This window comes from Pseudoruminococcus massiliensis, assembly GCF_900291955.1.
Taxonomy (GTDB): domain Bacteria; phylum Bacillota; class Clostridia; order Oscillospirales; family Acutalibacteraceae; genus Pseudoruminococcus; species Pseudoruminococcus massiliensis.
In genome coordinates, this window is record NZ_OLMR01000004.1 from 118,509 (window position 1) to 133,826 (window position 15,318).

Below are 15,318 nucleotides of genomic sequence, written 5' to 3' on the forward strand. Positions count from 1 at the left end.
CTTTTATAGATTTATAACTTTTTTGTGGCGGTAAGTCCCAGATATAGTGCATGAGATGAGGCAAGATAGCGGATAAGCTCTCGTTCCTCTGAAAAGCCTCTGCTTAAAAGCAACTTTTTGACATCGCTGTAATTATCGCTATATACTGCTACATATACTAAACCAACAGGCTTTTCATCTGTTCCACCGTTTGGACCTGCTATTCCAGTGGTGGATATACCAATATCCGCACCAGAAATTCTGCGGACGCCTTTAGCCATTTCTAAAGCAGTTTCAGCACTATATTCTGTGAAAGTATCAAGAGTTTCCTGAGATACTCCTAAAACGCTGTGCTTTATATTATTTGAATATGAGCAGACACCACACTCGAAAACCTCGGACGAACCCGAAACTTCGGTTATACGCTTTGATACAAGACCGCCTGTAATACTTTCGGCAGTTGCAATTTTGAGATTTTTTGAGTGTAAGGCTTTTACAAGAGCAGTTTGAAGATTGCCAACATCTATTCCATAGATATATTCATTGCCGATAGTTTCACGAACTTTTTCTATTACAGGCTCTATCATTTCATAGCCCTTTTCGGTGCTTTCTGCGGCGGCAGTTACTCTAAGAAGTACTTCGCCGTCTTTTGCATATGGTGCAAGAGTAGGATTTTCAAGACTATTCATAAGGTCTTTAAGCTTGCTTTCAACTGCGGATTCGCCTACATTAAATATATGTATTGTCCTTGAAACTAATGTTTTGCCTGTATATTTTTTGAGAATTGGTGCAAGCTCATTATCAAACATAGGACGCATTTCTCTTGGCGGGCCAGGAAGAAGTGCAAGAAACTTGCCGTTATTCTCTGCAAGTATACCAGGGGCAGTGCCAAAGCCGTTTTTAAGTATAACAGCACCCTTTGGAATAAGGGCTTGTTTTCGGTTATTATCAGTCATTGTGCGGTTGATTTTTTGGAAGTATTCTTTTATGTGATGGAGTTCTTCGGCATTCTCTTCCATAGGGAGTCCGAGAACCTCTGCGGCTGTTTCTTTTGTTAAATCGTCACAAGTAGGTCCAAGACCTCCTGTTGTGATGACGAGGTCGCAACGGGAAAGTGCTTCTTTTAGGTTTGCTTTTAGTCTTTCCGGATTATCTCCAACAACAGCTTGATGATAAACATTTATTCCAAGCTTTGCAAGCTCTTTTGCGAGATATACTGCATTGGTATTTACTATATCACCGAGCAAAAGCTCAGTTCCAACGCATAAAATTTCAGCTTTCATAAAATATTCCTCCTATGTTAAGGGCTTTGCCCTTAAAACCCACAAGGGACTCCGTCCCTTGACCCTACAAGCCTTTGAAAAGGCTTGAGCGAAACTTCTAATTTTAAAAATTCAGACGCGAATAACAAGCTACAATTTAACAAAAAAGTAAAACGCGTCTTGACAGCGGAGGCACTCCGCATTGAACGAAACTTCTAATTTTAAAAATTCAGACGCGAATAACAAGCCACAATTTAACAAAAAAGTAGAACGCGTCTTGACAGCGGAGGCACTCCGCCTTGAGCGAAACTTTTAATTTTCTTAGAAAATATGTTAACTAATTGGTAGTTATTTTAACCACATTAACAAACTTTTTATAACCTACCACGAACAAGGCTCATTAAGCAATTTCGCTATGGGTTAGTACCCACAAATAATTTTATCACTATTTGTTTTATTAAACAACCTCGTTCATAATTTATTCACAATTTATTTCCTAATATATGGTATAATATAAAATAATCGACATAGAAAGGCAGGCGTAGTATGCTTAGGAATGAACCATTGCTCAACGCATTGCTCATCAATCTGCTTCTTGGAACTATCTGGCACTACGCCACATTCTTCCTTTGCATAAGTATTAAGATTGAGCATTTCGACTCGAAACGAGCAAGGTATCAACCACGAAAATGGGAGAAAAATGGTAAGTGGTATGCAGACCACCTCAAAATTAACAAGTGGAAGGATTTCTTACCACAGCATATTGGCAAAGACGGTTTCTCTAAAGACCATCTTGATGATGTTTCGATAGAATATCTTGATGAATTTATTTTAGAAACCTGTCGTGGAGAATGGAATCACATTGCAAACTGTTACTTTGCAGTTGTTCTTTTTATTATAAATCCTTTTTGGACAGCTTTTATATTGACAATACTTCTGTTTCTTGGGAACTTACCCTTTGCTATAATTCAACGCTATAATCGTTTCAGACTTGTAAAATTAAAAAATACACTTATCAAAAAGGCAGAACGAGCTAAAAAGCTTGAGGCTCGTAAAAAGTCTAAGACAAAGGAACAGGTTTCTATACAGGATTCTGATGGAGAGGCTGTTTCGGGATAGAAAGGATAATTATGGATTGGTTTTTTGCGGAAAGCGTAGATGGCGAACATCTCATAACAGGCGAGGACGCTATTCATATTACAAAATCACTTCGTAAATCAGTTGGAGAGGCTGTAACACTTTGCGATAGTTCGGGCGTTGAACATAATTGTCTTATTGACAGAATAAATGATGAGGGCGTTTTTGTACACGAAATTTCTAAAACTGAATGTCAGAATGAGCCTTCTGTTGAAGTGACACTATTTGCGGCACTTACTAAAGGTGATAAGCTTGAAACCGTTATTCAGAAATCTGTTGAGCTTGGTATAAGTCATATTGTACCGGTTCTTACAAGCAGATGCGTTTCAAGACCTGATGCAAAATCGGCAGCCAAAAAACAGGCTCGTTATCAGAAGATAGCACTTCAAGCGGCAATGCAGTCACGCAGAGCGATTATTCCAGATGTTAGCGAAATAATTACTCTCGAAAAAGCCTCAAAAATGCTTTCTGATTTTGATGTGGCGATATTCTTTTTTGAGGGTGGGGGAAAAAGCCTTAAAGAGATACTCTCATCACCCGCAAAGAAAATTGCGATTTTTACTGGCCCTGAGGGTGGATTTGAAGAGCGTGAGGTTGAGCTTCTTGCAGAAAATGGTGCGGTAGTCGCAACTCTTGGAAAAAGGATTCTTCGTGCAGAAACTGCACCAATAGTTTCTCTTGCGGCTATAATGTTTGAAACAGGCAATCTTGAATGACAAATATTGACAAAAGTCTAAATCATATTAAGCTTTTGAAGCTATTGCTTCAAGAGCTTTTTTGTTATTTATGGTGATTTTTCCGTAGCCTGTTGAAAGCAGGCCCTGCCTTGAAAATTCGTTTATGATTCGGCTTGCTGTTACTCTTGATACTGCAACAGCAGTCCCGATTTCTTCTTGTGTAGCAAAGACATAGCGGTTATCACCACGCTCCTCGGCAGATTCAAGCAAGAAATTTGCTATGCGGCTTTCGGCGTCACGAAAGGTGATGCTATCTACTTGTAAGGATAACATTCTTATAGTCATTGCTTGAAGCTTTAAAAGCTCTAAGGCGATTTCTGGGTGTGTTCGGAAAGCGTTTTCGAGTATCTGTCTTGTTATTACAACAATTTCTGTTTTCTGCATAGCACTTGCACTCGATACCCTTGGCATACCGTCAAAGAATGCCGCCTCGCCTAAGATTGCTCCACGAGATATTATTGAGAGTGTTTTTTCCATACCGTTTTCGGAGGTCATATAAACTCTTACTTTACCACGCTTCAGATAAAAAAATGATTCTGCCTTTTCACCTTGAGAATATATTTCTTCTCCCTTTTCAAGCTTTTTGACAAAGTTTATGCTTTCAAAAAGCTCTGTAAGGCTTTTTGGAAGTCCGTATGAATAGGTTTCTATATAATGATTCATTTTTTCCATTTGAAAAATCAAACCTTTCTTTTAATTTGGTGGTGGATTATGTTTTCTACTAATTAGATTAGGAGAAAATTGTGTGCTTGAATTGTAACATACTTTACATTCTTTTTCAAATTTATATGCGATAATTATACTACCTAATATAACTAAGGAGGTCATAAAAATGGGAATGACAATGTCACAAAAAGTCCTTGCCGCTCACGCAGGACTTAAAGAAGTTAAGGCGGGACAGCTTATCGAGGCAAAGCTCGACCTCGTTCTTGGAAACGATATAACTTCTCCTGTTGCAATCAATGTATTTGAGGGCTGTCAGGCTAATAGTGTTTTTGATAACACAAAGGTAGCTATGGTAATGGACCATTTCACACCAAATAAGGATATTAAGGCTGCTGCACAATGTCAACAGGTTCGCCAGTTTGCTGATAAATATGACATCAAGAATTACTTCGATGTCGGCGAAATGGGAATTGAACACGCACTTCTCCCTGAAAAAGGTCTTGTAGGCCCTGGTAGCCTTGTAATTGGTGCAGACTCGCACACTTGTACATATGGTGCTTTAGGTGCTTTCTCAACAGGTGTAGGTTCAACAGATATGGCGGCTGGTATGATTAGTGGTAAGACTTGGTTCAAAGTTCCTGCTGCTATTAAGTTTAATCTTGTCGGTGAGCTGCCAAAGTGGGTAAGCGGTAAAGATGTTATTTTACACATTATCGGCGAAATCGGTGTTGATGGTGCTTTGTATAAGTCTATGGAATTTACTGGTGAGGGTGTTAAGAGCCTTTCTATGGACGACAGACTTTGTATAGCTAATATGGCTATTGAAGCTGGTGCAAAGAACGGAATTTTCCCAGTTGATGATATTACCCGTGAATATATCAAGGATAGATTTCAGGGTGAGCCTGTTGAGTTTTCAGCAGATGATGACGCTGTTTATGATGAAGAATATACAATCGACCTTTCAAAGCTTCGTCCAACAGTTGCGTTTCCACACCTTCCTGAGAATACAAGAACTGTTGATGAAATCGGCGATACAGAGGTTAAGATTGACCAAGCTGTTATCGGTTCTTGCACAAATGGACGAATCTCTGACCTTCGTGCTGCCGCTGAGGTACTCAAGGGCAAGCATATTGCAAAGGGAGTTCGTTGCATAGTTATCCCAGGAACACAGAATATCTGGCTTCAGGCTATGCATGAGGGCTTATTTGATATATTCATTCAGGCTGGAGCAGTAGTTTCTACACCAACCTGTGGTCCTTGTCTTGGCGGACATATGGGTATACTTGCTAAGGGTGAAAAGGCTGTTTCAACAACAAACAGAAACTTTGTTGGAAGAATGGGACACATTGAATCCGAAATTTATCTTGCAAGCCCTGCTGTTGCAGCTGCAAGTGCAGTTACAGGCTATATTACATCACCTGAAAAGCTCTGAGGAAAGGATTGAATATAAATGAAAGCACACGGAATAGTACACAAGTATGGAGATAATGTAGATACAGATGTTATCATTCCTGCAAGATATTTGAATACAGCCTCTCATAAAGAGCTTGCGGCTCACTGTATGGAGGATATTGACGCAGATTTCGTCAAGAATGTAAAGGAAGGCGATATTATTGTTGCCGAGAAGAACTTTGGTTGTGGCTCATCAAGAGAACACGCTCCAATAGCTATTAAGGCTTCTGGCATTTCTTGCGTTATTGCTTCAACTTTTGCAAGAATTTTCTATCGTAATTCTATCAATATCGGACTTCCAATTCTCGAATGTGATGAGGCAGCTCACGAGATTAAAAACGGCGATGAAATTGATATTGATTTCGATACAGGCGTTATCACAAATGTTACAACAGGTAAGACATATCAAGCAGAGCCATTCCCTGAGTTTATTCAGAATATCATCAAGGACGGCGGACTTATCAATCATGTTACTAAGAAGTAATATATAGTCTTTAATAAAAAACCGAGACTTTTATAGCCTCGGTTTTTATGTTTATGTTAAGTTTTATTTTCAGGTGTTTGAACAAGCTTTAAATTTTCAAATTTCGCTTCGTAATAATAATAGCTTTTCACAGTATTACGCATAATTGGACGCTTTAATGGTGCATTGCATCGGGTACAATGCCAAAAAATCTACACCTTAAAAATTAAAAATCATAAATTAGTATAAATTAGTATAATAAAGAAAATATGAGAAAATGGGAGTTATATATATTCAGAATTAAAAAAATCAAAAAAAGCCTTGACTTCGCTTTTTGTCTGTGATATTATCTATCTTGTGACTTGAGAAGGATACTATTCAGTGTCCTCGAGAATATGCAAAATGTTTATGAAAACAGGAGGAAACGCTAATGTCAACTTATATGGCTAAGCCCGCTGAGATTGAACGCAAGTGGTACATCATTGATGCTGCTGGTAAGCCACTCGGACGCGTTGCTGTTCAGGCTGCTGACCTTCTTCGCGGTAAGCTTAAGACAACTTATACACCACATGTAGACTGTGGTGACCATGTTATCGTTATCAACTGCGATAAGGTTGTTCTCACAGGCAACAAGCTTCAGCAGAAGTATTATTATCGCCACACAGGCTATGTCGGCCACATGAAGGCTACTCGCTATGATACACTCATGGCTACTAAGCCAGAAAAGGCTGTTGAGCTTGCTATCTACGGTATGATTCCTAATAACACTATTGGCCGTGCTGCTATGACAAGACTTCGCCTTTATAAGGGTGCAGACCATAAGCACGAGGCTCAAAAGCCTGAGATTTGGGATAAATAAGAAAGGAGGCAATATTTAAATGTACGATAAGACACCTTATTTTTACGGTACTGGTAGAAGAAAAAGCTCTGTTGCAAGAGTAAGACTTTATCAGGGTACAGGCAAAATCACAATTAACGACAGAGATATTGATGAATATTTCGGTCTTGAAACATTGAAGCTCATCGTTCGTCAGCCTCTCGTTCTTACAGAAACTGACGGCAAGTTCGATATCGTTTGCAGAGTTGCAGGCGGTGGCGTTTCTGGTCAGGCTGGTGCTATCCGTCACGGCGTAGCAAGAGCTCTTCTTCAATACGATAGTGAAGCACTTCGTCCAAAGCTTAAGAAGGCTGGCTTCCTCACTCGTGACCCAAGAATGAAAGAGCGTAAGAAATACGGTCTCAAGGCTGCTCGTAGAGCTCCACAGTTCTCAAAGAGATAATCAGAAGCTTGGAATATTATATTTCAGGATTTTATTTATCAACTTTGTTGAATTTATATTAGTCTTATTAAAGCTCTCTGCTTCGGCAGAGAGCTTTTTGCGTTTCAAATTTTATAAATAAAAAAGCCTCCGAACCTAAGTTAAAACAGGTTCGGAGGTTTGCTTTATCTAAGAATAATTTTATCTAAACTAATTATCTAAACTAAAATTATTCGCTATCAAGCTTTAAAACTGCCATAAATGCGTCTTGAGGAACTTCTACACTTCCAAGCTGACGCATACGCTTTTTACCTTCTTTTTGCTTTTCAAGAAGCTTTTTCTTTCGGGTAATATCACCACCATAGCATTTTGCAAGAACATCTTTACGCATTGCCTTAACAGTTTCTCTTGCAATAATCTTTCCACCAATACAAGCTTGAATTGGTACTTCAAAAAGCTGGCGTGGTATTTTCTCTTTTAGCTTTTCAGCCATTTTTCTTGCTCGACCATATGCCTTATCAGCGTGTATTATAAATGAAAGTGCGTCAACAACATCGCCATTAAGCATAATATCAAGCTTAACGAGCTGTGATTCAGAATAGCCTTTCAATTCATAGTCAAACGAAGCATAGCCTCTTGTACGAGATTTAAGTGTATCGAAAAAGTCATAGATAATTTCTGCGAGTGGCAATTCATAGTGTATGTCAACTCTATCATCATCAAGATAGTTCATATCCTTAAATACACCACGCCTATCCTGACAAAGCTCCATAATATTTCCGACATACTCTGACGGAGCATAAATATGCGCATTTGCAATAGGTTCTTCTGCTTTTGCTATAAGTGATGGGTCTGGGTAGTTTGTAGGGTTGTCTATCATATGAACAGTGCCATCATTCATTGTTATTCTATAAATAACGCTTGGTGCTGTTGTAACAAGGTCGAGATTATATTCACGCTCTAAACGCTCTTGAATGATTTCCATATGAAGAAGTCCAAGGAAACCACAACGAAAGCCAAAGCCCAAAGCAACAGATGTTTCAGGCTCAAATGAGAGTGCCGCATCATTAAGCTCAAGCTTTTCAAGAGCATCACGAAGGTCGCCATATTTTGCGCCATCGGCTGGATAAATACCGCAGAAAACCATTGGCTGAACTGCTCTATATCCTGGAAGTGCTTCCTTTGCAGGATTTTCTTTAGTTGTAACAGTATCGCCAACACGAGCCTCACTTACAGTTTTAATTGATGCTGCAATATATCCAACCTCGCCCGCATAAAGTGTTCCAGCAGGTTCAAGGCTTGTGGCTCTCATAAATCCACATTCAACAACAGTAAATTCTGAGCCTGTACTCATCATTTTTATTGTATCTCCAACCTTAACTTGACCTTCCATAAGCCTGACATATATAATAACGCCCTTATAGCTGTCATAGTATGAATCAAAAATCAAGGCTTTAAGTGGAGCATCATTATCACCTGATGGAGCAGGAATATCTGAAACTATTCTCTCCATAACTTCATGAATATTTATACCAGCCTTTGCTGAAACCCTTGGAGCATCTTCTGCTGGAATACCAATAACATCTTCAATTTCTTTACATACTCTGTCTGGGTCTGCACTTGGCAGGTCTATTTTATTTATAACTGGTACAATTTCAAGCCCTGCATCAACTGCAAGATAAGTATTTGCAAGAGTTTGAGCTTCTATGCCTTGTGATGCGTCAACAACAAGAACCGCTCCCTCACAAGCTGCCAATGAGCGTGAAACCTCATAGTTGAAGTCAACATGGCCTGGAGTATCAATCAAATTGAAAATATATTCTTCACCATCATCAGCTTTATAAAGAAGTGTTACAGCACGAGCCTTGATAGTAATTCCTCTCTCACGCTCAAGCTCCATATTATCGAGGAGCTGGTCTTCCATATCACGAATTGCAACAGACTGAGTCTGCTCAAGTATTCTATCAGCAAGTGTACTTTTTCCGTGGTCTATATGTGCTATTATACTAAAATTACGAATTTTGCTTCTGTCGAAAGCCATTTATATAACATTCCTTTCTTAAGGATTTTATGCTTAGTAAGCTATACATTTTTATTATAACACGCAAATGCCTATGATGTAAAGAATTGCATATTATAATTTGGTTTATAAACTATAAAATAGAAATATAATAGCTTTCTTTTGTGATTTATTACAAATTTCTCACTTTTTCACTTGAAATATATGCGTATTATGGTAAAATAAGAGCAACAGCTCTATACCTAAAATTTCAGAAGGGAATGAACGCTTTGAACGATTTTACTTATCAGAATAAAACTAAAATAGTGTTTGGGAAAAATTCGGAAAATCAACTTCCGCAACTTATAAAGAAATATGGCTCTAAAATTCTGCTTGTTTATGGTGGAGAAAGCATAAAGGAAATCGGACTTTATGATAAAGTCACAGCTATGCTCAATGAAAACCAGATTGAATATTTCGAGCTTTCTGGAATAGTACCAAATCCAAGACTTAGAAAGGTCTATGAAGGAATAGATATTTGCCGACAGCAAAATATTGAATTTATACTTGCTGTTGGTGGCGGCAGTGTAATTGATACTGCAAAAGCTGTTGCTCTTGGATTTTCATATGAAGGTGATGTCTGGGATTTCTTTGAAAACAGAAATGAGCCTGAAGCTTGCCTCCCTGTTGGTGTGGTGCTTACTATACCTGCTGCAGGAAGTGAATCAAGTGAAAATCTTGTTATAACTAAAGAAGATGGACTTCTGAAGCGTGGCTATGGCAGTGAAAAGCTTCGTCCGCAGTTTGCAATTATGAATCCTGAAACAACTTATTCTCTACCATTCTATCAAACAGCTTGTGGAATATCAGATATGCTTGCACATATAATGGAACGCTATTTTACAAAGACAGAGCATGTTGATGTAAGCGACAGACTTTGTGAAGGTCTTATGCGAGCAATAATATCTAATGCAAAGCTTGTAAAACAAGACCCAGAGAATTATGACGCAAGAGCCGAAATAATGTGGGCGGGAACTCTCGCACACAGTGGCTTAATTGGTATGGGCAGAGAGGAAGACTGGGGTTCTCACGCAATAGAGCATGAACTTTCTGCAATTTATGATATTGCACACGGTGCCGGACTTTCAATAATATTTCCAGCGTGGATGAAGCATGTATATAGAGAAAATGAAGAACGCTTTGTTCAATTTGCACAGAGAGTTATGAATGTTGAATTGCCTAATTCAATGGTTTATGAAACTATAATGGAGGGCATTTCCCGACTTGAGTGCTTCTATACATCTCTTGGACTTCCGACAAGACTTTCAGCAGTCGGAATAGATAGTTCACACCTTGAAGAAATGGCTAAAAAAGCTAATTCGTGCGGAAACTTCAAGAAGCTTGATGCAAGCGATATTTATAAGATTTACAAATTAGCACTTGATTAAGGAATGATTAAAGATGAAAAAAATTTGTGTATTTGATTTGGACGGAACTCTCGTAAACTCACTCTATGACCTCGCTGACGCTATGAACTATGCTCTTGTAAAAAATGGCTTTGAACCACATGAAAGAGAAAAATATCGTTTTATGGTTGGCAACGGTATTTCAAGCTTGGCAGACAGAGCAATGGTTATTCCGAAGGGAATGGCAACTGATGAGCAGAAAAAACAGGTTCTTGCTGATTTTAACGAATACTATACAGAACACAGTCTTGATAAAACTGTACCATATGACAGTATAACAGAGTTGCTCACAAAGTTAGACGAGCTTTCAATCAAATATGCGATTATGTCAAACAAGCCTGATAAATTCACAAAATCTATTGCCGCAAAGCTTTTCCCTGATAATAAATTTGCGGCGGCTTGGGGACAGCGACCTGATTTTGAGCGAAAGCCTTGTCCTGACGCATTGCTTGCAATGCTTGCAGAGCTTGGTTTTGATAAGAGCGATTGCTTATATATAGGCGATAGCAATGTTGATGTCCAGACTGCGAAAAATGCCGAAATAGATTTCTGCGGTGTAAATTGGGGCTTCCGCCCAGAAAGTGAACTTATTGCAGAGGGTGCAGAGTTTATCGCAAAGACTGCTGAGGATATTCTTAAAAGACTGTAGATTACAAAATTAGCCTGTTCAAGATAAGTAAATCGGTATCTGTGGAGGCAAAAATGATAAATAGAGATAATCCATCGTTAGAATATATAAAAAGCAAAGCGAACGAAATTCCTAAATTCAAAAAAACTATTGGCATTATTGAAAAAGAGTTAGAAAATAAGAATACGATATTGGCTATTGGAAACGCAGGAGCTTTGCCGGATGAAACTTACATAATTATTCGGTTTAGCCATAAAGCAAGTGAGCAATATGATGAATTAAAAGATTTTGGAACAAAATATAAGTGCATTACATTTTGCGATAATAATGGAGCAACATCGATTTGGTTTCCAAAACAATAAATATACAGATTTTAATTTTAGAGATGTTTAAGTAAACAAAGAGGTAAAAAATATTATGAAAACCATAGCCGAATTAGAAAAATATTTAGAAGAAGAATGTTACTCCTTTTATGCAATAACTATTGGAAAACATATGGCACCTGAAGGGTTTGTTATAAAGCAAGATGGACAAGAATATATATATGGCTATTCCGAGAGAGGTTTTCTTCGTACGATTAAGGCTTCTGAATCAGAAGAAGAACTTGTTAATTATGCACTAAAAGACTTAGCAAGTTACAAGTGGAATAGAGCACATTTAGTTGCACGAATGTGGTCAGAATATGATGCTGCTGAAGCTGAAAGAGAATTAAGTAGAATGCATATTGCTTTTGAAAGAAATGATGTTCATAATTGTGATATGGAACATCGAAGGTTATGTAGAATATTTGTTTTCGGAAGAGATATTTTGAGACTTTCAGATTTTAAAAGAAAATATATTCAGGATCCATAACATATAATATCTATCGTATTATATCAGAAAATAAATCCGTTTTTCTTTGTAGAAAAATCTTTCAAACCCAAAAACTTCATGAAAGGAGATTTATCAACAATATGGATATAACAAACGAAAAAATTGATGATGGCAAAGCCTTTGACTGGGGTAGAGTTTCCGCTGAATATGTGAAATATAGGGATATTTACCCTAAGGAATTTTATGATAAAATTATAAGCTTAGGCTTATGCACAAAGGGACAAAAGGTTCTTGATGTAGGTACTGGAACAGGAGTTCTGCCAAGACATTTATATGAATATGGTGCAGATTTTGTTGGTGCGGATATTTCAGAAAATCAGATAGAAGCCGCAAAAGTTCTCGCAAAAGAAAACAAACAAAACATCCAGTTTATTGTTTCGCCTGCAGAAGATATTGATTTTCCACAGGATAGCTTTGATGTTATTACAGCGTGTCAGTGCTTTTTCTATTTTCATTATGAAACTGTCATACCGAATTTTGCAAGAATGTTGAAAAAGGGTGGCAAGCTGGCAGTTTTATATATGGAGTGGCTTCCGTTTGAGGATAAAATCGCAAAAGCAAGTGAAGACCTTGTTTTGAAATACAATCCAAAATGGAATGGTGCAGGCGAAACCAGACACCCAATAATTCTGCCTGAATTTGTGGATAAATATTTTGATACAATACATAGTGAAGAATTTGACCTTGATGTTCCGTTTACGAGAGAGAGCTGGAACGGGAGAATGAAAGCGTGTCGTGGAACAGGTGCGTCGCTCTCCGAGGAAGAACTTGTAAAATGGGAGAATGAGCATAAAAAGCTCCTTGAGAAAATTGCAGACGAGTCCTTTACAATTAAGCACTATGCCACAATCAAGGTGTTACAGGTTAAGAAATAAAATCTATTTAAAGGGCTTTTATTTATGGACTTACCTAAAAGAAAAAATATAAGATTGCATAATTATAACTATTCGTATAACGGGGCGTATTTTATTACTATTTGTACTAAAAATAAAGAAAATTTGCTGTGGAAAAATGTAGGGGCGAACTGTGTTCGCCCGCTTGACCAACTACCATTATCAAAAATTGGGATAGTAATAGAAAATGAAATATATAAACTAAATACTGTATATGAAAATATAAAAGTTGACAAGTATCAAATTATGCCTAACCATATTCATCTTATTATATTTATATATGAAGATTCTAACGGGCGAACACAGTTCGCCCCTACTATTTCAAGAATTATTAAACAGTTTAAAGGCTCTATAACAAAACAAATTGAATTTTCAATATGGCAAAAATCCTTTTATGACCGCATTATACGAAACGAGAAGGAATATCAGGAAGTTTGGAATTATATTCATAATAACCCATTGAAATATTTGGAGGTATAGCCTTGCAGAAACGAAACTATCAAAAAGAGCTTGATTCTGTAATCGACAATATAATAAAAAAAGGTATTCGACCAAAGCTGTTGTTGCATTCGTGTTGTGCTCCATGCAGCAGCTATGTTCTTGAATACCTTAATCAATATTTTGATATTACATTGTATTATTATAATCCAAATATATCGCCCAAAAGCGAATATGATTTCAGAATAAGCGAATTACATAGGCTTGTTTCTGAAATGGGCATAAGCGTTAAAATAATTGACGGCGATTACGAACCTGAAGCCTTTGAAGAAATTGCAAAGGGACTTGAAAACGAACCTGAACGAGGTGCAAGGTGTATGAAATGCTACCATTTGCGTCTTGAAAGCTCTGCAAAAATAGCAAAAGAACAAAACTTTGATTATTTCACAACTACGCTTTCAATAAGTCCTATGAAAAACGCTGAAGCTCTTAATTCTATTGGCTCGGCTCTTGCGGATAAATATGGAGTTCCGTATCTTTTCTCAGACTTCAAAAAGAGAGAGGGCTATAAACGCTCAATAGAGCTTTCAAAGCGATATAATCTTTATCGCCAGAATTATTGCGGGTGCAGATTTTCAAAAGCTCAAGCTGAAAATCAGAATAAGTTAAATAAGTAAATTGCACTATCACGAATAAAGCCATATGGCAGACTATCAGCAATGCTATAAAGCGAAATGGAATCCTTTATTATGAGATATACACCAATAGCTGTAAGAATTAAAAATACCAAAAAGAAAATTACAGCAAGTATTCTTATTGTTTTCATTTTGCTTTACCTCCATATTTGATTCTATTTCTGATAAATCTAAAATATTTTCCGATAAGCGTTATTCCGTCATATATAGAAAGAATTGCTATAAATATTCCGAAAACTGCCAGAAAAACTCCTGCCACAGCAATAAAGAAAAATCCTATGCTCAATGAATTAAGGATAAAGCTTGAAAATACCATAACCATACCAGCTATGCAAAAAGCTATTCCCAAAGCGAAAAAAGCAAGCATAATCGCAATCATAGTAGGTATAATAATAATTGAAAGAGTTCCCCAGATAGCAGCCTCCCATGAATGGGCAGTGCTGCTATTTTTATTGCTGGCCTGTTCAATATTATAATGGTCGTGATAACCCCTATCTGATTGATATATATTTATAAAATATTCTGCGGCATCTTCAGGACTTCCTAAATCATATATAATATCCTGTTCAGTTTTACCGTTTTTCATCTCTTGCGAAAATTGAAGTTCATAATCATTCATAATCTTATTTCTGTTTTCTTTAGAAAGAGGTTTTAATGCTTTATACAGTCTTTGCATATATTCCTGCTTTGTCAATAATATCACTATCCCATCCTTAAAATTCAAAGAAAATATACTGCAAAAAAATCCTTTTGTCAAGCTTGATATTTGAGTAAATAATCGAAAAAATTATAGATTTCAACAAAAAATTTTTAAAAAATGTTGACAATGTTAAAATTACAGAAAGTTTAATAAAATCCAGTAAAAATGCGTGGTGGAAAAGTTTTCAAGCATAGAAATTCGCATTATTTCAAGGCTTTTCAAGAAAGTTATCCACACTTTCAACAGAGTTTTCAACATTTATGGGGGAAAACTCTGATTACAAATAGTATAATTATTTAAAAGAATTAAAAAGTTGAATAATTTTCTTAAAAATAGACAATTATATAGTAGCTAAAATAACAAAAATTCGGGAGGCTGTTTTTTATGATTAAGGGTATAAATAGAAGTATAATTGAGGTACTTGATACTGGCAGTGTTTATTATGAAAGAGCCTTGCTCGTGATAAAACCAGAATATGCCTCAGCTCAAAGGGAATTGCTTGAACAGGAGGCTAAAAAGCTTCTCGAAAATATGGGCGAGCCGTCATCGCTTAAACGCAGTAAAAAACGCTTTAAAAATATTGTCACTTTTTGTATAGCTGCCGCCATAGGTGCAATTTTTACTGCCTTGTGTTTTTTAATTTAATATTAGTTTGATAAAAATTAAAAGTT

19 protein-coding genes are annotated in these 15,318 nt (G+C 37.0%); 14 read left to right on the forward strand and 5 right to left on the reverse strand.

Annotation, left to right across the window (positions count from 1 at the left end; genetic code table 11):
• Positions 1-11: 11 nt before the first annotated feature.
• Positions 12-1,262, reverse strand: a complete 1,251-nt coding sequence (locus tag C9914_RS07305) for a competence/damage-inducible protein A (RefSeq protein ID WP_106764459.1) — start codon at positions 1,260-1,262, stop codon at positions 12-14.
• A gap of 525 nt (positions 1,263-1,787) precedes the next feature.
• Between C9914_RS07305 and C9914_RS07310 the strand changes: the two genes are divergently transcribed.
• Together C9914_RS07310 and C9914_RS07315 are read left to right on the forward strand one after the other, a co-directional pair.
• Positions 1,788-2,360, forward strand: coding sequence for a glycosyl-4,4'-diaponeurosporenoate acyltransferase CrtO family protein (locus C9914_RS07310; protein WP_022263594.1), 573 nt, complete (start codon positions 1,788-1,790; stop codon positions 2,358-2,360).
• An 11-nt stretch (positions 2,361-2,371) separates the two neighbouring features.
• Positions 2,372-3,094 carry an RsmE family RNA methyltransferase gene (locus tag C9914_RS07315; protein WP_106764461.1) on the forward strand — a complete coding sequence of 241 codons (723 nt, stop codon included), beginning with the start codon at positions 2,372-2,374 and terminating at the stop codon, positions 3,092-3,094.
• A 27-nt stretch (positions 3,095-3,121) separates the two neighbouring features.
• On the opposite strand, the gene C9914_RS07320 is transcribed toward C9914_RS07315, so the two are convergent.
• On the reverse strand, positions 3,122-3,787 hold the full coding sequence (locus C9914_RS07320; RefSeq protein ID WP_022263596.1) for a Crp/Fnr family transcriptional regulator: 666 nt from the start codon (positions 3,785-3,787) through the stop codon (positions 3,122-3,124).
• Between the two features lie 160 nt (positions 3,788-3,947).
• Between C9914_RS07320 and leuC the strand changes: the two genes are divergently transcribed.
• The 4 genes from leuC (at position 3,948) to rpsI (ending at position 6,976) form a co-directional block, all read left to right on the forward strand.
• Positions 3,948-5,213: a 3-isopropylmalate dehydratase large subunit gene (leuC, locus tag C9914_RS07325; RefSeq protein WP_022263597.1), complete on the forward strand. Its 1,266-nt coding sequence runs from the start codon at positions 3,948-3,950 to the stop codon at positions 5,211-5,213.
• 18 nt (positions 5,214-5,231) lie between these two features.
• Positions 5,232-5,717, forward strand: coding sequence for a 3-isopropylmalate dehydratase small subunit (gene leuD / locus C9914_RS07330; protein ID WP_022263598.1), 486 nt, complete (start codon positions 5,232-5,234; stop codon positions 5,715-5,717).
• A gap of 409 nt (positions 5,718-6,126) precedes the next feature.
• Positions 6,127-6,555, forward strand: coding sequence for a 50S ribosomal protein L13 (rplM, locus tag C9914_RS07335; protein ID WP_106764462.1), 429 nt, complete (start codon positions 6,127-6,129; stop codon positions 6,553-6,555).
• A gap of 19 nt (positions 6,556-6,574) precedes the next feature.
• Complete coding sequence (gene rpsI, locus C9914_RS07340; RefSeq protein ID WP_022263600.1) at positions 6,575-6,976, forward strand: 30S ribosomal protein S9; 402 nt, start codon at positions 6,575-6,577, stop codon at positions 6,974-6,976.
• Between the two features lie 208 nt (positions 6,977-7,184).
• On the opposite strand, the gene lepA is transcribed toward rpsI, so the two are convergent.
• Positions 7,185-8,996 carry a translation elongation factor 4 gene (gene lepA, locus C9914_RS07345; RefSeq protein ID WP_022264079.1) on the reverse strand — a complete coding sequence of 604 codons (1,812 nt, stop codon included), beginning with the start codon at positions 8,994-8,996 and terminating at the stop codon, positions 7,185-7,187.
• A gap of 248 nt (positions 8,997-9,244) precedes the next feature.
• On the opposite strand from lepA, the gene C9914_RS07350 reads away from it, so the two are divergent.
• The 7 genes from C9914_RS07350 (at position 9,245) to C9914_RS07380 (ending at position 13,929) form a co-directional block, all read left to right on the forward strand.
• The gene (locus C9914_RS07350) at positions 9,245-10,402 is read left to right on the forward strand and encodes an iron-containing alcohol dehydrogenase (RefSeq protein ID WP_022264080.1); all 1,158 of its coding nucleotides are present in this window, start codon (positions 9,245-9,247) and stop codon (positions 10,400-10,402) included.
• Between the two features lie 13 nt (positions 10,403-10,415).
• Positions 10,416-11,069: an HAD family hydrolase gene (locus C9914_RS07355; RefSeq protein ID WP_106764464.1), complete on the forward strand. Its 654-nt coding sequence runs from the start codon at positions 10,416-10,418 to the stop codon at positions 11,067-11,069.
• Positions 11,070-11,122: 53 nt separating this feature from the next.
• The gene (locus tag C9914_RS07360; protein WP_106764466.1) at positions 11,123-11,410 is read left to right on the forward strand and encodes a hypothetical protein; all 288 of its coding nucleotides are present in this window, start codon (positions 11,123-11,125) and stop codon (positions 11,408-11,410) included.
• 55 nt (positions 11,411-11,465) lie between these two features.
• Positions 11,466-11,900: a hypothetical protein gene (locus tag C9914_RS07365; protein ID WP_022264083.1), complete on the forward strand. Its 435-nt coding sequence runs from the start codon at positions 11,466-11,468 to the stop codon at positions 11,898-11,900.
• Between the two features lie 101 nt (positions 11,901-12,001).
• Positions 12,002-12,796: a class I SAM-dependent methyltransferase gene (locus tag C9914_RS07370; RefSeq protein WP_106764468.1), complete on the forward strand. Its 795-nt coding sequence runs from the start codon at positions 12,002-12,004 to the stop codon at positions 12,794-12,796.
• A gap of 24 nt (positions 12,797-12,820) precedes the next feature.
• Positions 12,821-13,294, forward strand: a complete 474-nt coding sequence (locus tag C9914_RS07375; protein ID WP_106764469.1) for a transposase — start codon at positions 12,821-12,823, stop codon at positions 13,292-13,294.
• Between the two features lie 2 nt (positions 13,295-13,296).
• The gene (locus C9914_RS07380) at positions 13,297-13,929 is read left to right on the forward strand and encodes an epoxyqueuosine reductase QueH (protein WP_106764471.1); all 633 of its coding nucleotides are present in this window, start codon (positions 13,297-13,299) and stop codon (positions 13,927-13,929) included.
• Here C9914_RS07380 and C9914_RS11515 read toward each other — a convergent pair.
• Entirely contained in the window at positions 13,908-14,078 is a 171-nt protein-coding gene (locus C9914_RS11515) for a hypothetical protein (RefSeq protein WP_022264087.1), read from the reverse strand. The two genes, C9914_RS07380 and C9914_RS11515, sit on opposite strands and share 22 nt — an antisense overlap.
• Entirely contained in the window at positions 14,075-14,623 is a 549-nt protein-coding gene (locus C9914_RS07385) for a DUF1700 domain-containing protein (RefSeq protein ID WP_158707364.1), read from the reverse strand. The genes C9914_RS11515 and C9914_RS07385 overlap by 4 nt, the downstream gene beginning before the upstream one ends.
• Positions 14,624-15,031: 408 nt before the next feature.
• On the opposite strand from C9914_RS07385, the gene C9914_RS07390 reads away from it, so the two are divergent.
• On the forward strand, positions 15,032-15,292 hold the full coding sequence (locus C9914_RS07390; RefSeq protein WP_022264089.1) for a hypothetical protein: 261 nt from the start codon (positions 15,032-15,034) through the stop codon (positions 15,290-15,292).
• Positions 15,293-15,318: the final 26 nt, after the last annotated feature.